The organism is Bacillus sp. VA15, assembly GCF_055721145.1.
In genome coordinates, this window is record NZ_JBVQPQ010000005.1 from 46,959 (window position 1) to 72,494 (window position 25,536).

The following is a 25,536-nucleotide window of genomic DNA, read 5'->3' on the forward strand; positions in this document are numbered from 1 at the left end:
AACGAAAACCCTCCCGAATAGGAGGGCTGGCTTTATTGATTCAATATTTTTTCTACACGCTCCCGCATCTGCGGCACGCTCAATCCGATAATCACCTGAAACGCCTTCCCGTTCCTGACGACGCCGTGCGCGCCAAGCGCGCGGAATACGCTGTCGGGCTCAACCTTTGTTTCATCCTTGACGCTGACTCTGAGGCGGGTGGCGCAGTTTGTCACTTCAGTGATATTGTCTTTTCCACCCAGCGCTTCAATATAAAGAAAAGCGGTGTCATCTGCCGTTTCAGCAGCAGAAGCTGTTTCATCCTTGTTTTTTCTTTCTCTGTATTCCTTTTTCGAATACAGCTTTGTTTCCTGCTGATCGTCAATTTCCCGTCCCGGTGTGGCGATATTGAATTTGAGGATTAAAAATCGGAAGACGAAAAAATAAATAGCTGTAAAAGAAAGCCCGATCAAAATTTGATACACATACGTCATACCGTGGCTGCCAAAGAGCGGAATCCAGTTCAGGGTAACCGCCTCGATTAAACCACCCCCCATGTTTCCGACAACACCGGCCATATACATGACCGTTGACATTGTCGCAGCAAGCACGGCGTGAACCGCAAATAAGAAAGGAGAAATGAATAAGAAAGTGAACTCAATCGGCTCTGTAATGCCCGCGACAATCGCTGTCAGCGTGACAGGAATCAGCAGCCCTGCGACAAGTTTTTTCTTTTCCTTTTTGGCCGTGACGTAAAACGCCAGTGCGATCCCCGGAATGCCGAAGATTTTCGAGTTGCCGTGGAGCGCGAATCCGCCTTGCGGGAAGAGCTCCTTCAGCGGCTTGGCGCTTTGCGAATATTCGCCGAGGTGCTGTGCCCAATACGTGACGATCCCGCCTTCTGCTACAGCAGGCCCATAAATAAACGGTGTGTAAATAAAGTGATGAAGACCGGTCGGAATCAAAATCCGTTCCAAAAACGTGTATATCCAGACGCCCACCGCCCCAGAAGCAACCAGGAAGCTTTGAAGCGAGCCGATTCCCGTCTGAACCATCGGCCAAATGTAAGACACGGCCAAGGCGATCGGGATCATAATGAAGAAGGAAATCATCACGATATACGTTGAGCCTTGAAAGATGCCGAGAAAATCGGGCAGTTTTTTATCAAAATAGCGGTTATGCAAAAAGACGACAATCGAAGAAATAAAGATAGCTCCGATAATGTTGGTATCAAGCGTTTTGATGCCCGCGATCATCGTTAACCCGCTCGTTCCGCCGACCTCTTGGTTCATATCGACGCCAAATGCCCCTCCCCATACCGTCAAGATCGAGCTGACAAAGTAATTGAACGTCAAGTAAACCGTAAGCGCTTCCAAACAAGCACGCGCCTGAGCTTTCTTCGCCAAAGCAACCGGGATGCCGATGGCGAATAAGAGCGGCATTTGATTAAATACTGTCCAGCCGCCCTGCTCAATGATATACCAGCACTGATACCAAAACCCGTCAGGATCGGCAAGCGGGCCCATGAGGGTTTTATTTTTAAAAAGCGTACTGACACCGACGATAATGCCGGCGAACGCGAATAATAGAACAGGCACAAACATCGCGCTTCCAAAGCGCTGGATCTTTTGCATCATACCAGAACCCCCTGCTACTTCATGTTATTTTTTTCTGCCTCTTTGTAATCAACATATGCGCGGAACAATGCTTCGCCAACGAGAAAAAATGGTGCAAAAGCGACAATTTCCGTTTTATCGCTTAATGTCACAGGTTTGCTTGTCGCATAAAGATTATGCGGAGTCAGCTGGGCGAGGACATTGTTTTTTAAATTCGTAATGGAAATAAAGGGAATACCCTTTGCAGAAAGCATTCTTGCCTGAGGAATCAGCTCCGGTGTTTCGCCGGAAAGAGAAATGATGATAAACAGATCGTTTACTTTAAAATCATCGCGCATCAGATTAAATTCATTTCTGTCTTCAATCAAAATGAGATACCGATGGCGCGGAATAAACATCCTTTGAAGATCGCGGGCGCATATCTTTTGCGCATTTCCAGATCCGTACACGAAAATGCGGTCAGCTTCATCAATCAGCTGGCACATCTCCGTCATGTCCTTTGTCCTTAAAAATTTCAAATTTGATTCAATATCGTCAAGCAACTTTTGAAAACTCATACTCTCGCCTTCTTCCGGCTGATCTTCCCACTTTAAATAGACGCGAAATTCACTGTAGCCGCTGAAACCGAGCTTTTGGGCAAGCCGTAAAATTGAGGAACGCGATACGCTGCAAGCTTTGGCCAGCGCGTCGATTCCAAGGTGATAGCACGTGTGCTTGTGATTCAATATATATTTTAAAATATGAAAATCGTTGTCATTTAATTTGCTGTAGTGCTGATTAATCAGTTCTTCGAGCTGCATATCAGATCCCCCCATTTTCTTTCTATTATATACAATTACAGATTCGAAAATGGGGGAATTTCAGTTATGAAATGCGAGTTGGACTTTGATCAAGCTCTGGCCAATAGTCTTTGTTGGCCTCTATTAAATCCTCGAGAATGAGCCTTGCTACACGCGCGTTCGGCACTGTTTTTGACAGGATCAGCGCCTGCCACAGCTTTTGGAACGATTTCTCCTCCCATGCTTCAACAGTCAGTTTCTCAACGGATACCTGCTGCTCCATCAGCCCTTTTTGGAATTGCGGAATAGTGCCGACGGTGATCGGTTCAGGTCCGTTTGAGCCGACAATACATGGCACCTCGACCATTGCAGTCGGGTCAAAGTTTGCAATCGCGCCGTTATTTTCAACAATCAACAGCATTCTTTCACCTGTGTTGTAGGCAATCGCCCGGGCTAGATCAACGATATATGATGCGTGATCATCGATTTTAATTTCGCTGTTTTCCGAGGACTGCTCGCGTGTGATCATGTCACATTGGCTGAAAATAAAGGCTTCGCGCCCTTCCATCACTTCGTTTGCCCGCGTATGATTCGGATTTGATTTTTTCACCATATCATCCGGGAACAAATAATATTGCAAATACGTATTCGGCAGTGTGTCAGGATCTGCAGCCTGCACATCACGCGCTTTGGCGAACGTGTCATTCCAGCTCGCCTCCACAGCTTCAGCCTCCGTCTTCGGAATGTACCCGTATTGAGATACATGCTCCTTCAGCTTCGGCATTAAATCGTTGCCCTCTTGATCCTGAATCGATGTCCACCAGCCAAAATGATTTAATCCGTAATAACGGACCTTCATTTCTTTTCTTGAGGACAGGCCGAGAATTTGCGCCATCCGGTCTTCGATTCCAACCGGCATATCACAGATATTGAGAATTTTCGAATTCGGTCTGAGGCGTCTCGTTGCTTCGGCTACGATCGCCGCCGGGTTGGAATAATTGAGCATCCACGCATTAGGCGAATATTTTTCCATGTAATCTAATATTTCAAGCACGCCGCCAATTGAACGCATGCCGTATGCGATACCGCCCGGCCCGCACGTCTCCTGGCCGACAACTCCGTACTTCAGCGGAATTTGCTCATCCAGCGCACGCATTGCGTATTTCCCTACCCTGATGTGCGCCATGACAAAATCGACATCTGTAAAAGCTTCTTCCGGGTCAGTCGTCGCTGTAAATTCAATATCCGGTGCTTTTTCTCTGATAAAAACGTCACAGGCGCCTGCAATGCGATCCTGTCTCTCCTTATCATTATCATACAGCTTCAGCTTTCTGATCGGAAACTCCTCCAAATGGTTCAAGAGCATCAGAACGATCCCTGGAGTGAAAGTGCTCCCTCCGCCCGCTATTACGATTGAGAATGATTTTTTCTTCATATGACGACCTCCTTGATAACGTTTACAATTCCATTTATACCATGGAAGGGCCCGTCCCGTAACACGTTTGGCGCACTTAGGTCATTTGATCAACTTTAGTGTTTTTTCCCATAGAGTGGGAAATTTCTCACTTACCTTACGTCTGGGAGATTTGATTTTTTTACCTTTTTTGTAATCTTAAAGTCTCACCAACTGTGAAATTTGAGTGAATATACGCCCTTCCAGTTCTTATGAAAAGGTTCTTTTGTACGATTCGGATACATGCCGAATTATTTATAATCATTTATATAAAACATCCATTTGTGCGTGAATTTAGAAAAGGCAGGGGACAAAAGTTGGACTCATATAAAGTCATTGAGCTGGCAAACAAGTACAGTGCGGCCGCGGAACAGGTCAGAAGCTCTAAAATGCTGCTTGAATCCCGGTTATCTGCATTGGGGGATGCTTGGCAGGGAAAAGCAAGAGACTCGTTCGACCAGGATTTCGAGGAAACGAAAGCCTCCTACGACCAATTCGAACAGGAGCTGCTTGAAACAAGCCAGGAGCTGAAGGCAGCCGCCGTCAAAATAGAAGAACGAAAAGCTGAAATTGCCAGAATGGAAGAACTGGAACGTAAAGCAAGAGAGGAAAGACATAAACTCGGGGGGTGAACAGTGTGTCAGGAAACATTGCAGTTGATCCGGATAAGCTCGAACAGCTGGCAAATGATGTTGTCACTGAATTAACCGATATGGAAAACAAATATAAGGAACTGCATTTGGAGCTGGGGCAGATGATTTTGCAATGCGATCCCCGCTACAGCAGCTGTTTTTCCGGAGTCGGCGATGCGTGGAGCTCAGGGAAAGCGCTCGTCACCAAACTGAGTGACAATGAGATTTTCATCAGAAAAACGAGCGACAAGTTTGTTCAACAAGATGATATTTTGCGAAAGCTTTATAACGCTTACGACAAATACGGCACGATGACAAGCTTAACCGCCCTTATGCTGACTCAGGGAAAATACTACGGATTAGGGCTTACAAAGTTTGTGAAACAGCCAAGCGGCTTACATACCGCCCGGCACTCAAAGCTTCTGTTGGACATTTCCAGGGCCGTTGACAGCTCACATTATCAAAAAGCGGCCAGAGTGCTTTTGAATCCTAAATATTTGTTTAAAAAGACAAACCGGCCATTTTCAGATTTGGTACATAAAAAGTTTACAAAGTACTTCCCCCAGGATACGGTGGATTTTTCAAACAGCGTCAGAAGCTACACAAGAGGATTTCTTAATGAAGCCGGCGTACGCTCAACTTTGAAGGATGTCGGAAAAACGGGCTTGAAATTCGCAAAAGGAAATGCCATTACCGCCACACTGATCACCGGTGCGACTGAAACGTTCGGAGCGGGCTTGAAAATTGCTGAAAATTACGCAAAATACCAAGACAAACCGGAAGTTCTCAAGCGTGAAAACGCCAAGGCCGTCGGGAATGCTGTGAATAATACTATTTTCATCGCAGGAGGGGCAACGGCAGGCGCTGTCGTCGGCGGTGCCCTTGGAAGTGTGTTAGGCCCTGTTGGTACAGTAGTCGGAGGCACAATCGGATCAGCCGTAGGAGGTTTTGTGGGAGAAAAAATCGCAAAATTCACATCAGGCTTTGCTGAAAAAGCAGCTGTAAAGCTGAAAGAACCGATTCACGCTGTCGTTGATACTGCCAAGAAAGGATTGGAATCAGCCGGCAAAGTCGTCAAATCAGTAAATGATGGGATAGATGCGGCGAATCAAACGATACATAAAGGGATAGACAACGCGAAAAAAGGAATGGAAACAGCAAAGAAAACAGCGGACTCGCTTATACAAGGCGCAACCCATTTCCTTAAAGGGAAATTTTCATTTGGATAGGAGAATAATGAATGAAGCAGTTTACAATCAGCATAGAGGAACTCTTATTTTGTTTTTATAGCGAAGGGTTTTTTGAACAGGGAATGGCCTTGAAGCAGGCCTATTTTCCAGAGATAGAAGATGAACAGCTCGGCGCTTTGTTTGAAGCGGCGTGCCGCTCACTTTTAGCCAAGGATGCCGCGGAATTTCGGAATCATCAATATCGGTTAAAGGACGAGTACTGTCCGTTTATCCATGTATTAAACGACGCTGACTATACAGTGAAGCTTTCTAAATTTAACGGGCAAGGCGCCGAACAGAATGTGTCCTGCCACGTATCAAAATTCGGCACCTACTCTCACGAACTCCTTTTTGACGAGCAAGTCCACCGCATTACAAAACTAGAATCGAATGAAGGCCTGCTTACTAAGACAGATGAATTTTTACATATAGTAGAGGAAGAGAATAGCAGAGGTTTGCTTCTGAGATTGACATCAAATGAATTTGAGAAGCTCTTAGAGGGCGCTTCAGACAACCCCTCTTACCTAAAAGAATTCCTTGAAAAACATGACCATCAAGAGGACGTTACCCGATTTGTAAATGATCTGGCTTTGCGAAAAGGGAAAATGGATACACTGATGCGTCTTGTTTATGACAAAGACAATTCGCCGGAAGTGGCCGACATGGCTTTCGTCTTGCCTGGCAGCCGTCATACTTGGCTGGTAACAGGCATTACTCAAAATGAATTTTCTATCGTACCAGCAAATAAGGATGTTATAAAAGGTATACTTTTTTGCTAAAGAGCGATAAAGGAGAATAGCAATTGAAAAACAATGAAGTAATTAAGGTCAAAAGCAGAATGTTTTTTAGAATATGGCTGTTCCTCGCCACAGGGGGCGCTTTTATTGCAGGGGTGTGGCTGGTGTCTGAAGCTCTTACATTTGAATCTAAGTATTCCCTGCTTTATTTGGGCGGCGGATTAATGGCAATTGTTTATGGCTTGATCACATTTTTTATGGCTTTCCCGGCATTTACAAGCCGGGGAAATGTCATTTTCAGTGTAAAGACCGGGCCTGATGGCGAGATCTTCTCGAGAAAGCGCAGTGCGCGTTTTTCTGAGATCAAACGGATTTATATGGGACGGCATCATTACAGTCTGAAAGGGATCTTTTTTGAGGATATCATCATTGAGAAAACTGACGGAAAGGTCGTTCGCATCCCTACCTGGAATATTATCGCCAATCCGCTGTTTTTTGAAGCGGTGGAACGCTATATCCTCCCCCATCTGAGTGATGAGGCGAAAAACAATTGGATCGGCCAATTTACGGAGATTCAGCGAAAGGCGTATTTGAAGGAATTTGAGAATCATCCGAAGCTTTAACAGCACTCCTCCTTTATAATGAAAGATAAAAGCAAGTTGAGGAGTGCGCGTGATGCTGATTACCATTCTATTATTTCTCGCGGCGGGGCTTGCCGAAATTGGCGGCGGGTATTTAGTTTGGCTGTGGCTGAGAGAAGCAAAGCCAGTCGGCTATGGGATCGCCGGAGCGCTGATCCTGATTGTATATGGCATTCTTCCGACGTTTCAGTCCTTCCCTTCCTTCGGCCGTGTATACGCCGCATATGGCGGGGTATTCATCGCGCTTGCGGTTCTATGGGGATGGCTTGTCGACCGGAAAATACCTGATTTCTATGACTGGATCGGCGCATTCATTTGTCTCATCGGCGTCTGTGTGATTTTATTTGCGCCGCGCGGATAACAAAATGGCCTGCTTATGAAGCGGGCCATTTTAGTTTAGTCCTCTTTTAAGTTGGTCAGCTGTACTTCATGCTCCTGCTCAGGTTCATCAAGCGGATAAATTCTCGCTGTTCCGTTTTCTTCATTCACGTGCTGAATGTAAATAGGAACTCCGTTATATGTTACTTTCTTCATGTCGGGAGATTCTACAATTTCTTTCGCCCTTTGACTATTCATTCTAACACCCTCCTTCATACATAACGTTTCCATTTCTTGAAGGAAGTATGCTTTATGATTTAGCGAATAAATTGAATTTTTTCAGACGTTTGTAGAAAGTGCTCCGGGGTATCCCGCTGATTTTGGCAGCTTGAGAGACGTTTCCTTGTGCGGATTCAAGCGCTTTGATGATGATGTCTTTTTGGATTTGCTCACGAAGGGTCAGCGCGCCGGCAGCAGCCGGCTTTTTTTCTGCCGGGCTGATCAGCAGTCCTGCGGCTTCCAGTAAAGCCGTAAGCGGCTCATCCCTCAGCCGGCCGTCCGGAAACCTGATGGAAAGACGTTCAAACACATTGAACAGCTCGCGAATATTCCCCGGCCACCTCCATTGCTTCAGCACATCCAAAAAAGCAGGGGGAAGTTCGCCAGGCCAATGATTCTTCTGTTTGTAGTACTGAAAGAGGTCTGGAATATCCTCGGGGCGGTCGCGTAAAGGAGGAAGCTCGATCGGATAGACATGAAGGCGGTAAAACAAGTCCTCTCTGATTTTCCCGCTTTCGGCAAGCTCTCGTAAATCACAATGTGTGGCGGCAATGACTCTGATATCAACCGGAATTTCTTTCGTCCCGCCAACCGGTGTAATCTTGCGTTCCTGAAGCACCCGTAAAAGCGCAACCTGCATCGAGTGGGAGATTTCTCCGATCTCATCTAAAAATAAGGTGCCTTGATTCGCTTTTTGAAAGGCGCCTTTGTAGCCGTTTCGTTTCGCTCCCGTAAAAGCGCCCTCCGCATAGCCGAACAGCTCGCTTTCAATCAAATCAGACGGGATCGCTCCGCAATTGACAGCAACAAACGGGCCGTGCCGCCTCTCGCTGTTTTCATGAAGCGCGCGGGCTGCGACTTCCTTCCCCGTGCCAGTTTCCCCCGACAGACAGACCGTTGCATCCGCCGCAGCCGCTCGTTCAAGGTTCTTCAGCATTGTTTGCGATCGGCCGCTTTGCCCGATGACTCCATTGAATCGAAACGCCTTCTTTTTCTTTTGTTCCGACAGATAAAAACAAGTGCCGCCATCCCCTATGGTGACGGCTTTTTCGATTGAGAAGCCCCGTTCCTTCACCTCATACAGGTGCCGGCCCTGCCAATCCGGCATTGAGGTTCGAATCGGTATGCTCGCGCTGATGATATGCTGTTTGGTATTGCAGAGCACCATCGGCACACGGGATGCAGCCCTATCGCCAAAACAGCTGATCAGCTCTAGCTCTTTCTCACGGCTTTTAGCTGCCAGTTCCCGTTCCGCGGCATAGGCGATCGCCGTGGCAATACCGAGCATATGAGGATGCGCCCCTGCCGCCGGACACGATATGTCAATCACACCTGCAAGACTGCCATCCTCATGGTGAATCGGAGCGGCTGAACAGTTCCAGTGATGGGAAGCGATGGAGTAATGTTCTGATCCTTGTATTGCAACCGGCTCACTGATGTGGAGCGCCGTGCCAATCGCATTTGTTCCGACAGCCGTTTCCGTCCAGCACGCGCCTTCGACAAAGTTGATGCGTTTGGCTTCATAGAGCGCACGGGGATGGCCGTCCAATGCGAGAACAACACCGTCAGAATCAATTAACAGTGCCATCATTTCCATTTCTTTTATGGCAGGCAGCAGCTTTTCGAGGTAAAGCTGTGCGGTCGTCAGGAAGAATGAATGTTTTTTTGACTGCTGATCCAGCTCCGTTTGCTGTAAAACCTTCGGGCCTTTTTCTAAATAAGGATTGACCTCAGCTTTTTTGCAGCGATGCCATGACTCGGCGATCCGCTTTCTTAATCGGGCTTCGTCAAGCACACCGTCTTTCACAAAACGTTTCCAGGTTTGCAAATCGTTTGGGACCGAATTCATTTCCTTGATCGCTCCTCCCTTACACGCCGTTTTCATCTATTGTAGGGGAAAAATAAAGCGCTTTCAACAATAAAAAAAGCAGGCGCCTTGTACTCCCTGCGCCTGCTTTTTTTATTGTTACGCATGTACTGCAAGCCCGATCGTGCTTAACAGCGCCTCGTGCAATGTTTCTGACAGTGTCGGATGGGCGGCGATAAAATGCTCCGCCATATCAGCGGTCATCTCACCATTCATGATCGCAGCCGCTTGACCGATGAGCTCGGTCACATCAGGACCAATCATTGAGACACCGACGATTTCGCCGAATTCCGGTTCTGCCACGATTTTGACCTTTCCTTCCGCTTGCTGTTTAATGAGCGCCTTGCCGTTTGCGGAAAAAGGAAATTCGCCAATCTTCACATCCCCGTATATGCCTCTTGCTTGTTGTTCTGTCAATCCGATGCACGCGATTTCCGGTGATGTATAGATGCAACGGGGCACATGTTTCTCATTGATTTTGACATCCCTTCCGGAAGCATGAGAAGCAGCGATAATGCCCTCATGGAAAGCCGCATGGGCCAGCTGAATGCCTCCGATTGCGTCTCCGCACGCATAAATATGAGGCACGTTCGTCTGCATGTGACCGTTTACCTGAATACCTTTTGGAGAAAAATCAACTCCAGCCTGCTCCAGCTGTAATCCGTCAAGACGAGGTTTTCTGCCGATCGCCACGAGTACATAATCAGCCTTCGTTTTAAACTCCCGCTGCCCGCTTTTCCATATTGCTGTTTTGGCCGTTTGATCCACCCGCTCTAATCGGGATGAGGTATGCACTTCAACACCGTCTTCCTCAAGTTTCTCCTGAAACAGACGGGCAATATCTTCATCTTCAGCCGGGATCAGCTGGCCGGCTGTTTCAATGATGGTCACCTTCGATCCCAGTCTGGCAAACAGCCCGGCATACTCACAGCCGATAACACCGCCGCCGACAATGACAAGTGAAGACGGAATCTCAGAAAGAGAAAGCGCGTCCTTGCTGTCGATGATCCATTCGCCGTCATACGGCGCGAATGGCAGCTCGATCGGTTCTGATCCGGATGCAATCAATACTTGGTCCGCCTCTCTGATTTCTTTTCCGTTCACTCCTTCGATCAAGAGCTTTCTGTCTGAAAGAAAGGAGGCCTTCCCCTTCACAACCTGTATTTGATTTTTCTTCATTAAGTATTGAACACCTTGGACAAGCTGTCTAACAACCTGTTGTTTTCGGTTCTGCATTTTGCTCCAATCAACCGATATCTCACCTGCTGGAAGTTCAACTCCAAAGTGGTCGGCATGCTTGATTTTGTCAAGAACGTTTGCGCTTTCTAACAAAGACTTCGTCGGGATGCAGCCTTCATTCAGGCAGGTTCCCCCAAGCTGGCCTTTGTCAATGAGCAGCACGTTTCTGCCTTGCTGTGCCGCAGAGACCGCAGCCGCATAGCCTGCAGGTCCGCCGCCGATAATGGCTAGTGTCATGTCGTCTTCACCTGCTTTTCCTATAAAATTAATGCTGCGGGTTCTTCCAAATATGTTTTAATCGCCTTCAGGAATGCAGCGGCAGGGGCGCCGTCACACGCTCTGTGGTCAAATGTCAGGCTGAGCGGAAGAATCGTGCTTCTGACAATCTCCTCCCCTTGATACACCGGCGTGTCATAGCTTGCTCCGATGCCGAGAATGCCTGTTTCCGGCGGATTTAATATCGGCGTAAAATGCTCCACTCCAAAAGCGCCAAGGTTTGTAATGGAGAAGGTTGAGCCTTGCAGTTCTTCGCTTCCCGCCCGCCCCTCGCGTGCTTTTTTTGCATTTTCGGAGATGGATTGAGCCAGATCAATCAGCGATTTCTTATCAGCGTTGCGGATCACAGGCACAACTAATCCATTTTCCAAGGCCACAGCCATTCCGAGGTGCACATGAGGATGTGTGATGATGCGCTCATTTTGATAAAAACTGTTCAGCGCAGGATGAGCTTGCAGAGCGAGAACGGCGGCTCTTGAGACCAAATGAGTGATCGTCAGCTTTGTGCCGTACCGCTCTTCGGCTGTTGGAGAAAGCTGTTTTTGAAGGGCTGCCAGCTTGGTGATATCAGCCTTCATCGTAATCGTCAGCTGCGCGCTGTTTGCCAGGCTTTCCTGCATTCTGGCCGCGATAACTTTTCTCATGCCTGTCACCGGCGTTTCTTGCGCCTTCTGCTCAGAAACCGGCTCTGTCCGATCATTTTTCTGTTCAGCAAGCGCTTTTGTCACGTCGTCCTTTACGATTCGTCCGCCTGGTCCAGTACCTTTCAGCTGTTTCAGGTCTAATCCTGCCTTTTCTGCTATTTTCCTGGCAACTGGAGATATTTTGATTCGTTCTTTTTTGGAGGCTGCGGGTTTGCTTTCTTGTTTGACGGGCTGGACGGCTTGCGGCACACTGTCTTCAGCAGCAGGCGCGCTCGCCTCTTCCTGCACCGATTCATTGGCGTCCCCGATGTAGCAGATCGCTGTGCCGGGCGGGACCTCCTCCCCCTCTTTTACTTTGATATCGATCAGCGTTCCTTTTTCAGGCGCCTCGATGTCCATTTCAATTTTCTCCGATTGAATGCTGGCAATGCTTTCTCCCTTTTCAACCGGGTCGCCTACTTTTTTATTCCATATCGATACTTCCCCTTGTTTCATGGCCATTCCCAATTTTGGCATCACTACTTTTACCGCCATTTGTGTCCCCCCTTTAATTCATTGCCGGCTCGCCAAGCAATTCAAGCGTGACGCTGACAATTTGATCTGGTGTTGGCAAATATTGATCTTCAAGCACTGGTGAAAACGGCACTGGTGTATGCGGCGCTGTAATCCGTTTAATCGGCGCATCAAGCAAATCAAAGCCCTTGTCGGCGACAATCGCAGCAATATCCGTGGCAATGCTGCATCGCGGATTGGCTTCATCAATGATGATCAGCCTGTTTGTTTTTTCTAAAGATGTGAAAATCGCTTCCTCATCCAGAGGAGACAGACTGCGGGGATCCAGCACCTCGGCTTCGATGCCTTTCTCTGAAAGCTTCGCCGCCGCTTCAAGCGCGGTATTGACCTGCTTGCCGACTGCAAATAGCGTGACATCGCCGCCTTCGCGTTTGATGTCCGCCTTTCCAAGCGGAATTGTATAATAATCTTCCGGCACCTCGCCCTTCATGTTATAGGACGTTTTGTCTTCAAAGAAGAACACCGGATCATTGTCTTCGATTGCTGCAAGCAGCAGGCCTTTGGCATCATACGGATTAGAAGGAACAACCGTCTTCAGCCCCGGGATGCTGGTGAAAAGGCCATACAGCGCCTGTGAATGCTGGGCAGCTGCCCGGAACCCCGCTCCGTATGTGGTGCGGACGGTAATCGGCACTTGCGCTTTTCCTCCGAACATATAGCGGAATTTCGCCCCTTGGTTAATCACCTGGTCAAAGCACGTGCCGATAAAATCGTTAAACATCAGCTCGGCAATCGGTCTCAGCCCGGTTGATGCCGCAGCCATAGCTGCACCCATATAGCCTGCCTCAGAAATCGGTGTGTCCAGCACTCGGCTGCGCCCGAATTCCTGTACAAGCCCCTTTGTGACTCCTAACACGCCGCCCCATGCTTCATCATCCTGCAAATGATCGATTGCCGCTCCCCCGGCGACATCCTCACCGATCAAAAGCACATTTTCGTCTCTTCTCATCGCAAGCTTCATCGCTTCATTGATCGCGTCTGACATGCTTATGACTCTCGCCATCTCACATTCCCCCTTTTTCATATGACACGTAGACGTCTGTCAGCAACTCTGACTCTTTCGGATATGGGCTGTCTTCACTGAACGAGACGGCTTTTTCAATCGATTTGCTAACACGCTGTTCAATGTCTGACAGTTTATTGGCATCTGTTTCTTTTAAAAGATAGTTTTTAAAGCCTTGAATGGCATCCTTTTCTTCAAGGTGCTCAGCTCTTTCATCCTTCGTTTTATACGTTTGGGCATCCCCTTCGAAATGGCCGTAATTTCTGTAGGTCATACATTCGATCAAAGACGGGCCTCCGCCGTTTCTTGCTCTTTCAATCGCTTCCTCCGCTGCTTGGTAAACTGCTAAAATATCTTTTCCGTCCACCGTCACTCCCGGCATGTTATAGGCAGCCGCCCGATCGGCGATTGAATCACAGGCCGACGCGTACTCAAATGGGGTTGCTTCGCCGTAGCCGTTGTTTTCAGCAACAAATACGACAGGAAGGTTCCATACTGCCGCTAAGTTCAGCCCTTCATGGAAAGTACCTTGGTTATTTGCTCCATCCCCAAAAAAGCAAACGCTTACATTTTTAGTCTGTTTATATTTAGCGGTGAGCGCTGATCCGCATGCAAGCGTAAATCCGCCCCCTACAATTCCATTAGCCCCTAACATGCCTTTATCGAGATCGGCAATATGCATAGATCCGCCCTTGCCTTTGCACAATCCGGTCGCTTTCCCGAAAATTTCCGCCATCATGCCGTCCAGATCACAGCCTTTGGCGATACAATGGCCATGTCCCCTGTGCGTACTTGTAATGCTGTCGCCATCATGTAAATGAGCGCACACCCCTACAGCCACGGCTTCCTCACCGGCGTATAAATGAACGAATCCGGGAAGCACTCCCTGGGCGAACAGCTCATGCACTTTGTCTTCAAAGCCCCTGATCTCCAGCATCTTTTGGTACATCCACAGCGCTTTCTCCTCAGTTAATAACAAGCCTTCTCGTTTTAACAATTCCATTTTGTGCGCCTCCTTCTAATTAGGGTTCACGTTTATAAATGCAAGAAGCGTGCCAGTCTTTGGAGCCCGTAAAATCAGTCGTTTCATTTTTACACTGGAGACAGTTTGAGACAGGTGTCTCGTTTTGTCTCAAACTGATTCATTCGTCTCGTTTTACAGCATGCAAAAAAGACCGGGCATCACCCGGTCTTTGACAATGATCGACGTATTTATTTCCTCGGAAATCTTTAACTGCCTAATTCCTCTGCATCGTTTGGCTGAATAGCTGTTTCCGGAAGAAAATCAATTGAATATTTGACATACCCAATACCTCCGTCCCCGTCCTTCTGCATACAGTCTATGATGCCGTTTGCATATGTATATTCCGTTTCATTAAGCGTTTTTCTGACTGTTTCCGCCATCTTTGCGGCATCTGTTTTTGATACCCCCCTTGCATCTAACTGAATCGTCATGCTCATCGGTGCTTGTTCAGCGAGCTGTTTGTTCCATTTTGTATCTAACGTGAACTGGCCGTTTTCGATACTCAAAGCAGCATCAGCTTTTATGACTTGCGGAACCGCTTTTTTCAGGTCTGCTTCGATTGCCTTCGATGCTTCTTCATTTACATGTTTTGCTACTGATTCAGTATACGCTTCTTCAATTCCATCGCACGTTACTTTAGGATGGAGAAATCCCTTCGTACACATTGGGTAGCGATGAGATTGGGTGTTTGCTTGGAATACATATTCAGAGGTTTTAGCGTTATATACCCCATTCGTGATCTTAATTTCTTTTTTAGGATAGATTTGTTTCACATAAGAGACAAGCTTTTGCTCTGCGGCATTTTTCGTAAATGGGTTACCGAACCATACATGATAGATATATAGTCCGCATCCGAATACCACAATGGCAATCAAGCCAACCACAAGTTTTTTCATGTTCACACTCTTTCCTTGATATGTTGTGCTACAATTCTTGTTTTTCTTCAACAGCCCGGTTCAGTGCTTGAAGCATGTAGCCAATGCCTTTGTACGGTGACAGCGGCCAGTTGATATGCTGATGCTCGCCGATCACGGCGTTTAGGACGCTTCGATATTTTTTTCCGCCAAGCATGACAAGCTCTTCGATGTCGGAAAAGCCTTTTTCGCAAAATTGGCGGCGCAGCTCCTCTGTTGTCATAATCTCCGGATGAGCGGTGCCAAAAGTCACATCGTAATTTCCCGATACGATATCATCAGGGCGAAGAAAGCCGTGCTTCGCCGACAAAATCACCCACTCATCGAAAAATGCTTTCGCATACCGCTCGCACGCCTGATGAAACGGGCTGAGATAGGCGTCCTCCGCCCTTACCGGCCCTGTATCTGGATGGATGTCCCATATTTTTTTCTTTCCGCAGGGGATGATGCATAGTCGTTTCATTTTTCTCCCCCTATTTCTGTTTCATATAATAGCCAAAATAACAAGTGCCCTGTTTAATTTCTCCTTGGCATTTCGCAGGTAAAAAACCACCAAGAATGGGATCTGTTTTCCAGATCGCGGTTAGTTTCTCACAATAGAGAAATTAGTTAAAGTTCATATTTATCTTTTCCCAAACCAGTTTTTAAATCTTCTTTGATCATTGAATACATATATAAATCTTCAAATTTACCACAAGTAAATTCATAATGTCTCAGCAAGCCCTCTCTGCTAAAACCTTGTTTTTCTACTAGTTTTATCGATGGGATATTAGAAGGTTCAATAAGAGCTTCAATTCTTTCCAGCTGCAAGTGGTTATATCCATATTTGACGACAGCCTCTAATGCTTCACTGACTATTCCTTTTCTCCAGTGATCTTTGCTTAATTCATACCCAACTTCAGCTCGATAATGTTTTGCAAGTCTATTAAGAAATCCACAACTTCCTATTACTATGCCAGAATCTTTAAGTGTAATTCCCCATCTGATTCCTGTACCTTTTTCATATATGGATTTATACCACCTAATCTCTTTACAAACATCACTAGTTGTTTCAAAGGGTTCTAACCCCATTGGCTTAACAACATCTTGATCTGAAAGATATGTTAGCATATCTTTGGCATCTTCAAAGTCTACTTCTCTTAAACATAATCTTTTTGTTTCAATTATAGGAAATTCTTTCATCAAATTCCCCCTTCATTGTATCCGCACCATCTCCTATTATTACCATGTATTTTATCTTATCCTTTTAGATAAAAAAAGATAGCAAGGAAAATTGTCCCTGCTATCTTGACTCTTATATTTATAATCCCTCTATTTCAACAGCTTCATTGCCGCCCGCTCCAGCAGCTGGACACCTCGTGGCTGAATGTCTTCCTGGATCTCGAATTTTTCATAATGATGCGGGGCGGCGTTGTCGGTGCCGATAATCATATACGTTCCTTTTCCTCCCTGCTCGTTTACACTTTCGATCATGTAGCTTGGCTTGCGTCTTCCCTTCCCCGTGTCAACCTCTGTAGCCGCTTCAAGTACAGTTTTGACCACTTCCTCATCACATTTGATTGGATAGCTTGCCAATGATTTCAATGTTATATTCGAGTTCATGCATGGCTGCACTGTGGGCAATGATCCTTCGCACTCGTTCCTCAAGATCACGATTGACCTCTTCTGAATCAAGGCGTGTTTCAATAATCATTTTGGCTTGCTGAGGAATAATATTTGTCACCTTTCCGCCTTCAAGCAGTTTTCTTCTTTTTGAAAAGGCAGCTCTGGGTATTGAAAAAGATATGTACACCACACACCATTCAATTATTTTCTTGTATGTAAAATAATATTCATCCAATATTAATTTAGGGAAAAGAAAGAATGTATAAAAAAATTAGGCAACCATACACCAATAGAATTTGGTAGCATAGCAGCCTAATTGAGTATATCAACTTGACCCTATATTATTAGTTTGTTCGTCTAACTTACATAGTCCATCATTGCCACGATCCATTTGTTCTCTAATTACTCTTACATAATAATCATTTCTCTTAATTAATTCTTCGTGTGTTCCAATATCCTCTAACTGCCCATCTTTAATCACAGCAATTTTATCGGCACCTTTTACAGTGGAAAGTCTATGAGCTATGATAATAAACCCCATATCCCCTCTCATCTGAGAAACTGCTTTAATTAATTCCTGTTCAGTATCACTGTCAACATTAGAAGTATACTCATCTAACAAGACGAATGAACTTTTTCTTAAAAAAGCTCTAGCAATTGCTATTCTTTGTTTTTGCCCTCCAGATAGATAACTACCATAGTCACCAATATCCGAATCATATCCATCGTCTAATTTCATTATAAATTCGTGAGCACTCGCTTGTTTTGCTGCAAATATGACTTCTTCGTCTGTTGCATTTGGATTTGCATATTTGATATTATCCTTTATTGTTCCGTCAAACAACGATGTATCTTGCGAAACAAGGCTAAACCCTTTTCGCCAAATTTGGGGAGGAATATTCTTATAAGAAACGTTATCAATTAGCATGTTGCCTGAATCCGGTTCGTAGAATCTTTCAAGCAAATTGATAATCGTTGATTTCCCCGCGCCACTCTCGCCAATCAACGCCAGTACTTCCCCACGACAAACATTTAAAGATAGATTAGAGACAACATTCTCCTTCTTATTGTAAGAAAAATCAACATTTTCAAGTCGAATTTCATTAAAAGGAAATCTCATTTTGCTGCCATTCTCTATTTTGCTCTCTTCTTCTTTTTCCATCAATATTCCAAACACTTGTTTTAAGGAACCTTTCGCTTCATGATAGGAGCCAATGTTCATTCCAATCCCCGCCACATGAACAATAACCTGGAATAAGTATAATACAAAAGCAACCAACGTACCCATTGTAAGGTCTCCAGAACCTAAACGCCAGAAACCAAATCCAACAACTATAACGACAATCACAAAACCAATCACACTCAATAAAGGATAGATTACGGAATCTATAATCGCTTCTCTAATACTCAATTGATACATATTAGAAAAAAAGTTCTTTCCTTTAGCTTGTTCATCTGCTTCCCTACCATAAGCTTTCACAATTTTGAAATTCCTAAGTATTTGTGAAGAAAAGACGGTAACTTCTGATAATTTTTCTTGTCGACTATAATTAATATGCTCTATTCTTTTAAAAAGCGGTAAAACTAGAACAAAAGTAAGCGGAACAAGCACGATGACTAATATAGTTAACCAAAAATCAGTTAACATTAAAACTATAATGGCCCCAATCACAGAGATAATAGCCATCACAAAATCTATTAGATCTTTTGTTAAGATAGATGAAATTAACGTGGCATCTTCAGTTAGACGACTAACTAAAGACTCCGACTTATTTTTTTGGAAATATGAAACAGGTAGTTTTAATATTTTGCTCCATAAAATTTCCCTTAATAAATATACTACTTTTTCTTCTGTAAACTTTATTATAGAGGAAGCAACTGTAGAAGATACACTATCTGCTATTAACAATCCTACAACAAGGGCAACTAACGTCCAATCTATAACTTGGTTTGAAAATTGATCAACAAACTCCTTTACAATCATCGGAGAAACCAAACCAATAGCAGCACTTAGCAATGATAAAATGAACGCTATCATCAAAGCGATTCTGCTTTTCACTGGTAAAGTATATTTTATAACTTCTACTATTGTTTTTTTAGACATATGATGTATTCCCCCATGCAGGTTAGTCATAGATATAGTATAGATTTTTTATTTAATTATATCAAATACAGAAATAATATTTTATGTAATTACTTTTTCTTCTTTTTCTTTTTCTTCTTGTCAGGAACTTTTTTTGTTACTTTTCTCTCAACCTTAAGGAAACCTAAACTAACTTTAATAACCGTTTCTACTACCTTTGCCATAAAACTATCCTTCCCCTTTTATACTTCTACACTATAATCTATGACCAACACCTAGTAAATGTTAGCATAATATATTAAAAATGTAAATATTATTCCCTTTTCTGATACTTTCTCTCTAAAAAAGATTTTATTCCTTATTAAGAGATTATTTTACTTTAAATCAAAGTAACTAAATATATTTGTCTTTAATGTTTCTTTTATGGAACTCAAACATTTTGTCAATAAGTAAAAAAAATGGTGTAATTCATACTTGCAGATCTAAAGGCCAGTAACAAAGAAGTCTTTTATATAAAAAAGTTCCACTACTAAATGCTCACTATTCCAACTCACTTACACGTTAGAATAGTATTTTTCTATATCTTCATTTTTACACTATTATAGTTCAAATTGACCGTCATCGGCTTAATTTATTCCACCTTTCCCTCGATTTAAAATATAGATCTCGAAAATAAGAAAAAGAATACCAAAAGACCAGACAGAGCAAGGACTGCGCACGAAAAAAACCCGGAAATCGGAATTGTTTATTTTACCGAAATCCAGGTCTATTTTTACTGGAGTGTATTTATTTTAGTCAAGAACTGGGTTCAAACCTCTTTATTTTATTAGCCTTTTTTGAATCAAGCACTGCTGTTACTCTATCCCCTCAAGATACTTTCTCTCAAAGTCATCGAGCAATGCACGCACTTCATCTGTTGACTTTGTGTTCATGCATTGATTTCTTAATTCACTTGCCCCGCGGAATCCACGGAGATAAATTTTGAAAAAGCGAGGAAGAGGCTTGTACGGACGGGCTTCTAATGCTGAATATTGATCATGGAGATCCAGATGCAGCCTTAAGAGATCAAGCAATTCCTTACTGCTATGCTCTTTCGGCTCCTTTTCAAAGGCAAATGGATTTGTAAAAATACCACGCCCAATCATAATCCCATCAACACCGTATTGTTCCGCAAGTTTCAAGCCAGTTTGACGGTCAGGAATATCCCCGTTGATTGTCAAAAGTGTATCTGGTGCCACCTCGTCACGAAGTTTCTTAATCTCCGGGATGAGTTCCCAATGCGCATCCACTTTACTCATTTCCGCTCTTGTACGCAGATGAATGGAAAGATTCGCAATGTCTTGTTTCAATACGTGTGTCAGCCAGTCGCGCCATTCGTCTACATCTGTGTAACCAAGCCTTGTCTTCACACTTACAGGCAATCCCCCTGCTTTTGCAGCTTGTATTAATTCTGCCGCAACTTCAGGACGACAAATAAGGCCGCTTCCCTTCCCATTGCCCGCTACATTAGGTACAGGACAGCCCATATTGATATCTAGACCCTTAAATCCTAATTCCGCCATACCAATACTCATTTGGCGGAAGTTTTCAGGCTTATCCCCCCATATGTGGGCTACCATTGGTTGTTCATCTTCCGTGAAAGTCAAACGGCCGCGTACACTATCCTTTCCATCTGGATGACAGTAACTTTCTGAGTTTGTAAACTCCGTAAAGAACACATCGGGTCTGCCAGCTTCACTCACGACATGACGGAACACGACATCCGTCACATCTTCCATTGGTGCCAGCACAAAAAATGGTCGTGGTAAATCACGCCAGAAATTATCTATCATAACAAATTCAAATCCTTTCATAATGGGATACGGCCAAACTTTTATCCCAAAATTAAAAAGCTGATCATGCTTCTTTTACACTTATAGCATGCTTAAGCACTTCTTATCAAACTATAGTAAATTTTGAACATTTAAACCCTTTACTACATAAAAAGCGACAAAGTAAACTGACTAAGAAAAGGCAGTTTGAGTCATAGGGTTAGGTACTTTACCCAGTTTTCTACTGTTGTTCTTGAAAACTTCTTACAATAGCTAGGAAGCTCATCACATACTTAGTTCGTCCCTACCTAAATAAATAGGCTGCGCGTGAAAAGACCCAGAAATCGGAATTGTTTATTTTACCGAAATCCAGGTCTGATTACGAATTGTTTATTTTAGTTAGACGATTTTAATACAAGTCTCGCCACTGCTTCAACATGAGCCGTTTGCGGAAACATATCCACAGGCTGAATATACTCCACGCGATAATCCTTCGACAGCGCCTGCAAATCCTTCGCAAGCGTGGATGGGTTGCAGGAAACGTAGACAAAGCGTTTCGGTTTAACTTTTTTGATCGTGTCTAGGAACGTGTTGTCACAGCCGGTTCTTGGCGGGTCAACGATGACGACGTCCGGGCGGAAACCTTCTTTCGTCCATTTCGGGAGCCAGTGCTCGGCTGTTCCTGTGACATATGTGGCATTTGTCATGCCGTGTTTTTTGGCGTTTTTCTTGGCATCATCAATTGATTCCTTGATGACGTCCATGCCGCGGACTTCCTTCGCTCCGTCCGCTACCCACATGCCGATGGTGCCGACGCCGCAATACGCGTCAACGACTTTTTCTTTTCCGGTCAGCTGCGCCGCTTTTTTTACTTCATCATACAGCTTGACGGTTTGTTCCGGGTTGAGCTGGAAGAAGGCGCGGGCGCTCAGTTCAAATGAAACGTCGCCAAGCACTTCTTGAATCACTGTTTTTCCGGCGAGCGGTTTTGTTTTCTCACCGAAAATCACTGAGGTTTTCGCTCCGTTTACATTCTGGATAATAGATTTGACCTCTGGCAGGCGCTTTTGGATCGCTTTGACGATTTCTTCCTTGTGCGGAAGCGTTTCTTTTGCCGTTACAAGCACGACCTGCACTTCGCCTGTTTCAAAGCCGACTCTTGTCACAATGGTGCGAACGTCGCCTTTTCGTTTCCGTTCATTATAAACAGACACATTGAAGTCCTCTAAAATGCGGCGGACGATGCCTGTTGTTTTGTTGGTTGCCGGATGCTGAACGACACAGTCTTTAATCGGCACAATGTCATGAGAATCAAGGCCGTATAAGCCGGCGATGATGCTGCCGCTTTGCGAGCGCCCGATCTGGAATTGGCTTTTGTTGCGGTAATTCCACGGGTTGTCCATGCCGATCGTTTCTTTGATTTCCATGTTTTCTATTTTAAACTTCGTATGGCGTTCAAGCGACTGAATGACGATGTCGCGTTTTTCCCGAAGCTGCTGGCTGTATGCAAGGTGCTGAAGCTGACAGCCGCCGCACTGTTCGTATACAGGACAAGGCGGTGTCACGCGGTGCTCTGACGCCTTGCGGATCTTCTTAATGCGGCCCTCCGAAAACTTCGGCTGAACCTTTGTCGCCTGCACGACAACCTCTTCGCCAGGAAGCGCGCCGGGCACAAAGACGACTTTTTTCTTAAAATAGCCGACACCTTCTCCGTTAATGCCGAGACGCTTAATCGTCAGGGGAAAGGTTTGTCCGACTTTCAGTTCGACGGGCGCCTGTTTTTTTTGTTGGTTCACGTTGTTCTCTCCGTTTCTATATGAAGCTTTCTGTAGATGGCAGAAAGTGAAATGTTTTTTTCACATCTTTCTAGTATAACACGCTTGCAGGATTTCCTTCATTGTCAGACGAATTATTCTATACTCCTCCACAAATACAAAGACGCATAGCTTAAATAAGGCTCCCACTCTTTGCTCATCGCAAGCATGACATCCTTTGCCGGCTTATCGTCCAGCTGAAAATGGCGTTTGATCGCATTCTGGAGTCCGATATCGGCAAGCGGAAATAAATTAGGGCGTCCAAGGCCGAACATGAGGACGTTTTGTACTGTCCACGGGCCGATGCCTCTGATTTTGATTAGTTTCTTCATAATGTCCTCATCCGTCATATTCGGAAGCTCTGACAAGTCGAGTGTGCCTTCTGCGATCATCCTTGACGTATCAATGGTGTATTCCGCTTTTCTCATGCTGAATTGCAGATCGCGCAGATCCTGATAATCGAGTTCCGCAATCGTTTCCGGCTTTGGATAGCACCACACGCCGCCCTTCTGTTCGCCAAACGCATGGACAAACCGTTCTGTTAGCGTGTAAGCGAAGGAAAGATTGAGCTGCTGGTGGATGATGCATTTCATGATGCAATTGTACACGCTGTAGTCCAGTACAAGTGGCGTGCCTGCATGTGCTTCAAAGATGGCGGACAGACTCGTTTTCGAAAAATGATCGAGAACGTGCTGCAGATCATTTTCCCATTGAAAAATCCGCTTGATTTCCTTCATCATCTCATCCTGATCCGTTTCTCCGCTGACGAGAAACTCAGGCTCATCCGCATGGCCTAACGCCTGTACCTTCACAATGCACACGTCTCCCGCTTGGTTTCTGATCGGCACGCATATTTCCCGCATTTCTTTATCTGCCGCATTGAGAGGGTCTAAAGACAGTCTGTCCAACACGCGGTCAAAATGGTACGGAGGCGTGACAGATACTTTTTCCTTCCACATGCAATCCACCCTTTTTCCGTTTTTTGTCCAGTATAACACGCCGCTGGAAATAGGCAGAACACCGTATACTTTTCTCCTAAAGGCCGCATGATATAATGGCAGGTGGAGGGTTGTTTATGATCAACATTACGGCAATTACAACAGAGCATCAGCTGCTGAAAAATATACCGATCGAACGAGTGGAACAGCCTGATATTGCGTGGTACTGGGTTGATTTATATGGCCCGGAGGATACGGAAACGGCATTATTGAGAGATTTTTTTCATTTTCATCCGCTTGCCATTGAGGATTGCTTCCAGCATATGCAGCGGCCGAAGCTTGACCATTATGACGGTTATCGCTTTTACGTGATTCATGCGCTGAATAAGGAAACGCTTGAGACGGAGGAAGTTGATATTTTTCAAGGCGAACGATTTGTCGTCACCTTTCATTTACACGAAACACCCGGAATCGCCAAAGTCCGGGAGCGTTTGTATGCTTCACCGGACATATTGAAAAAAGGGCCTGGGCATATCTCTTACATGATTATGGATCAGCTTGTTGATGAATATTTTCCTCTCGTGTACAAAATTGAAGACCGGCTGAACGAAATTGAAGAGAGCCGGCCCCACAAAACGTACGGAACACTGATGAACGAGGTGTTTGATCTCAGGACAGACCTTTTGCATCTAAGACGGACCATTATTCCGATGCGTGATTTGCTCTATCGGATTTTAAGCCTTGACCATGTGAAAGAGCAGCGAGAAACGAAAGCCTACTTCAGCGACATATACGATCATTTGTTAAAATTGTCTGAGATTGTCGAATCCAATCGTGACATGACGTCCGACTTGCGCGACAGCTACGTGACATTGAATTCAAACCGGATGAACGCGATTATGATGACACTGACGATCGTATCGACCATTTTTATCCCGCTCACCTTTATTGCCGGCGTATACGGCATGAACTTTGACAACATGCCGGAGCTGCATTGGAAATACGGATATTTTGCTGTACTTGGCCTGATGGCCGCGCTTGTGATCGGGATGTTGATATGGTTTTTACATAAAGGATGGTTCAAAATTTTTAAATGAGGACAGCATGAAGCTGTTCTTTTTATGTTGGCAAGCAGATTTCCATGCATATGATGTTCATTTTGTTTATAATGGAAAAAATGTTCTGGGAGTGATCAGATTGAAAATTGCTGCGATCGGACTCGGCAATATGGGACAGCCCATTGCCCGAAACGTGCTTCAGGCAGGCTATGAATTGACTGTTTATAATCGAACAAAACAAAAGACGGAAGAATTTGTAACAGAAGGCGCACAAGCAGCTGATACGCCGCGACAGGCGGCAGAGTCCGCTGATATTGTCATAACGATGCTTTCAGATGACGATTCTGTCCGCGCTGTGACATTCGGAGAAGACGGGCTGATTGAAGGATTAGCCAAGAACGGCATTCACATCTCGATGAGCACCATCAGTGTTGAGTTATCAGAAAAGCTCGCAGCGGCTCATGCGGAGAAAGAACAATCCTTCCTCGCCGCTCCTGTGCTCGGAAGACCGGATGCCGCCGCCAAAGCCGCGCTCCGCATCATAACAGCCGGACCGGCGGAAGCGAAGCAAACCGCCAAGCCACTGCTTGACAGCCTGAGCCAGCAGGTATTTGACGTCGGCGAAGAAAGCAAGACGGCAAACGCGGCCAAAATCAGCATCAATTTCTTGCTCGTGTCCATGCTGGAGGCATTATCTGAATCATTCTTAATGATGGAAAAATACGGCTTAGAACAAAAACAATTTTTAGAAATCGCCAGCGCGCTCTTTGGCTCTCCTGTCTATCAAAATTACGGAACCATCATGGCCGAGCAGAAATTTGAGCCGGCCGGTTTCAAAATGTCTTTAGGGCTGAAGGATACCAATCTGGCACTCGCCGCCGCAGAACAGGTCTCTGCAAACCTCCCTCTTGCCGAGCTGGCCAAGAGCCATTTTGAAAGCGGAGTTGAAAAAGGCTTCGGAGACTTGGATTGGGCCGCACTTATCAAATGTATAAAATAATAAGAGAGCCTCTCCTTAAAGGAG

The 25,536-nt window shown here is 45.1% G+C and carries 25 protein-coding genes; 7 read left to right on the forward strand and 18 right to left on the reverse strand.

Annotated elements, in window-relative coordinates:
- Positions 1–32 precede the first annotated feature (32 nt).
- The 3 genes from malP to glvA form a co-directional block, all read right to left on the reverse strand.
- Positions 33–1,616: a PTS maltose transporter subunit IIBC gene (gene malP, locus AC0DBE_RS14030; protein WP_326229753.1), complete on the reverse strand. Its 1,584-nt coding sequence runs from the start codon at positions 1,614–1,616 to the stop codon at positions 33–35.
- 14 nt (positions 1,617–1,630) lie between these two features.
- Positions 1,631–2,395: a MurR/RpiR family transcriptional regulator GlvR gene (gene glvR, locus AC0DBE_RS14035; protein WP_072182484.1), complete on the reverse strand. Its 765-nt coding sequence runs from the start codon at positions 2,393–2,395 to the stop codon at positions 1,631–1,633.
- A 64-nt stretch (positions 2,396–2,459) separates the two neighbouring features.
- Positions 2,460–3,809: a maltose-6'-phosphate glucosidase gene (glvA, locus tag AC0DBE_RS14040; protein ID WP_472962572.1), complete on the reverse strand. Its 1,350-nt coding sequence runs from the start codon at positions 3,807–3,809 to the stop codon at positions 2,460–2,462.
- A 335-nt stretch (positions 3,810–4,144) separates the two neighbouring features.
- Here glvA and AC0DBE_RS14045 point away from each other — a divergent pair, with 335 nt between their 5' ends.
- Genes AC0DBE_RS14045 through AC0DBE_RS14065 form a run of 5 tightly spaced genes read left to right on the forward strand, consistent with a single transcriptional unit; the run spans position 4,145 to position 7,427 of the window.
- Entirely contained in the window at positions 4,145–4,459 is a 315-nt protein-coding gene (locus tag AC0DBE_RS14045) for a WXG100 family type VII secretion target (RefSeq protein ID WP_061188192.1), read from the forward strand.
- A gap of 5 nt (positions 4,460–4,464) precedes the next feature.
- On the forward strand, positions 4,465–5,688 hold the full coding sequence (locus AC0DBE_RS14050; protein WP_014113069.1) for a hypothetical protein: 1,224 nt from the start codon (positions 4,465–4,467) through the stop codon (positions 5,686–5,688).
- Between the two features lie 11 nt (positions 5,689–5,699).
- Positions 5,700–6,467 (forward strand): hypothetical protein, encoded by a 768-nt coding sequence (locus tag AC0DBE_RS14055; RefSeq protein ID WP_072182480.1) that lies wholly within the window; start codon positions 5,700–5,702, stop codon positions 6,465–6,467.
- Between the two features lie 23 nt (positions 6,468–6,490).
- Positions 6,491–7,048 (forward strand): YfjD family protein, encoded by a 558-nt coding sequence (locus AC0DBE_RS14060; protein ID WP_161490084.1) that lies wholly within the window; start codon positions 6,491–6,493, stop codon positions 7,046–7,048.
- Between the two features lie 49 nt (positions 7,049–7,097).
- A complete protein-coding gene (locus AC0DBE_RS14065) occupies positions 7,098–7,427 on the forward strand; it encodes a YnfA family protein (RefSeq protein WP_072182479.1) in 330 nt (109 codons plus the stop codon).
- Positions 7,428–7,462: 35 nt separating this feature from the next.
- On the opposite strand, the gene AC0DBE_RS14070 is transcribed toward AC0DBE_RS14065, so the two are convergent.
- From AC0DBE_RS14070 to AC0DBE_RS14140, 15 genes are all read right to left on the reverse strand, one after another.
- Positions 7,463–7,642: a small acid-soluble spore protein H gene (locus AC0DBE_RS14070; protein ID WP_003239795.1), complete on the reverse strand. Its 180-nt coding sequence runs from the start codon at positions 7,640–7,642 to the stop codon at positions 7,463–7,465.
- Positions 7,643–7,694: 52 nt separating this feature from the next.
- Complete coding sequence (locus AC0DBE_RS14075; protein WP_072565955.1) at positions 7,695–9,512, reverse strand: sigma-54-dependent Fis family transcriptional regulator; 1,818 nt, start codon at positions 9,510–9,512, stop codon at positions 7,695–7,697.
- A gap of 117 nt (positions 9,513–9,629) precedes the next feature.
- On the reverse strand, positions 9,630–11,006 hold the full coding sequence (gene acoL / locus AC0DBE_RS14080) for an acetoin dehydrogenase complex dihydrolipoyl dehydrogenase (protein ID WP_072565954.1): 1,377 nt from the start codon (positions 11,004–11,006) through the stop codon (positions 9,630–9,632).
- A gap of 20 nt (positions 11,007–11,026) precedes the next feature.
- On the reverse strand, positions 11,027–12,223 hold the full coding sequence (gene acoC, locus AC0DBE_RS14085; protein WP_072565953.1) for an acetoin dehydrogenase complex dihydrolipoyllysine-residue acetyltransferase: 1,197 nt from the start codon (positions 12,221–12,223) through the stop codon (positions 11,027–11,029).
- Between the two features lie 13 nt (positions 12,224–12,236).
- Positions 12,237–13,265 (reverse strand): acetoin:2,6-dichlorophenolindophenol oxidoreductase subunit beta, encoded by a 1,029-nt coding sequence (gene acoB, locus AC0DBE_RS14090; protein WP_087987735.1) that lies wholly within the window; start codon positions 13,263–13,265, stop codon positions 12,237–12,239.
- 1 nt (position 13,266) lies between these two features.
- A complete protein-coding gene (gene acoA, locus AC0DBE_RS14095) occupies positions 13,267–14,268 on the reverse strand; it encodes an acetoin:2,6-dichlorophenolindophenol oxidoreductase subunit alpha (RefSeq protein WP_461845952.1) in 1,002 nt (333 codons plus the stop codon).
- A 227-nt stretch (positions 14,269–14,495) separates the two neighbouring features.
- On the reverse strand, positions 14,496–15,185 hold the full coding sequence (locus AC0DBE_RS14100) for a YfjL-like protein (RefSeq protein WP_472962576.1): 690 nt from the start codon (positions 15,183–15,185) through the stop codon (positions 14,496–14,498).
- A 28-nt stretch (positions 15,186–15,213) separates the two neighbouring features.
- On the reverse strand, positions 15,214–15,666 hold the full coding sequence (locus AC0DBE_RS14105) for a DUF6884 domain-containing protein (protein WP_079288919.1): 453 nt from the start codon (positions 15,664–15,666) through the stop codon (positions 15,214–15,216).
- Positions 15,667–15,812: 146 nt separating this feature from the next.
- Entirely contained in the window at positions 15,813–16,385 is a 573-nt protein-coding gene (locus tag AC0DBE_RS14110) for a GNAT family N-acetyltransferase (RefSeq protein ID WP_014113058.1), read from the reverse strand.
- 129 nt (positions 16,386–16,514) lie between these two features.
- Positions 16,515–16,745, reverse strand: coding sequence for a hypothetical protein (locus tag AC0DBE_RS14115; RefSeq protein ID WP_236827550.1), 231 nt, complete (start codon positions 16,743–16,745; stop codon positions 16,515–16,517).
- Positions 16,746–16,752: 7 nt separating this feature from the next.
- Positions 16,753–16,926, reverse strand: coding sequence for a hypothetical protein (locus tag AC0DBE_RS14120; RefSeq protein WP_326200864.1), 174 nt, complete (start codon positions 16,924–16,926; stop codon positions 16,753–16,755).
- A gap of 207 nt (positions 16,927–17,133) precedes the next feature.
- The gene (locus tag AC0DBE_RS14125) at positions 17,134–18,912 is read right to left on the reverse strand and encodes an ABC transporter ATP-binding protein (RefSeq protein WP_461719790.1); all 1,779 of its coding nucleotides are present in this window, start codon (positions 18,910–18,912) and stop codon (positions 17,134–17,136) included.
- 833 nt (positions 18,913–19,745) lie between these two features.
- Positions 19,746–20,723 carry a tRNA dihydrouridine synthase gene (locus tag AC0DBE_RS14130; protein WP_326200928.1) on the reverse strand — a complete coding sequence of 326 codons (978 nt, stop codon included), beginning with the start codon at positions 20,721–20,723 and terminating at the stop codon, positions 19,746–19,748.
- A gap of 374 nt (positions 20,724–21,097) precedes the next feature.
- Entirely contained in the window at positions 21,098–22,498 is a 1,401-nt protein-coding gene (rlmD, locus tag AC0DBE_RS14135; protein WP_472962578.1) for a 23S rRNA (uracil(1939)-C(5))-methyltransferase RlmD, read from the reverse strand.
- Between the two features lie 113 nt (positions 22,499–22,611).
- The gene (locus tag AC0DBE_RS14140) at positions 22,612–23,475 is read right to left on the reverse strand and encodes a DNA-3-methyladenine glycosylase family protein (RefSeq protein ID WP_472962580.1); all 864 of its coding nucleotides are present in this window, start codon (positions 23,473–23,475) and stop codon (positions 22,612–22,614) included.
- A 116-nt stretch (positions 23,476–23,591) separates the two neighbouring features.
- Here AC0DBE_RS14140 and corA point away from each other — a divergent pair, with 116 nt between their 5' ends.
- Both corA and AC0DBE_RS14150 read left to right on the forward strand, forming a co-directional pair.
- Positions 23,592–24,551, forward strand: coding sequence for a magnesium/cobalt transporter CorA (gene corA, locus AC0DBE_RS14145; protein WP_014113054.1), 960 nt, complete (start codon positions 23,592–23,594; stop codon positions 24,549–24,551).
- Between the two features lie 100 nt (positions 24,552–24,651).
- A complete protein-coding gene (locus tag AC0DBE_RS14150) occupies positions 24,652–25,512 on the forward strand; it encodes an NAD(P)-dependent oxidoreductase (RefSeq protein ID WP_472962582.1) in 861 nt (286 codons plus the stop codon).
- The last annotated feature ends 24 nt before the right edge of the window (positions 25,513–25,536 follow it).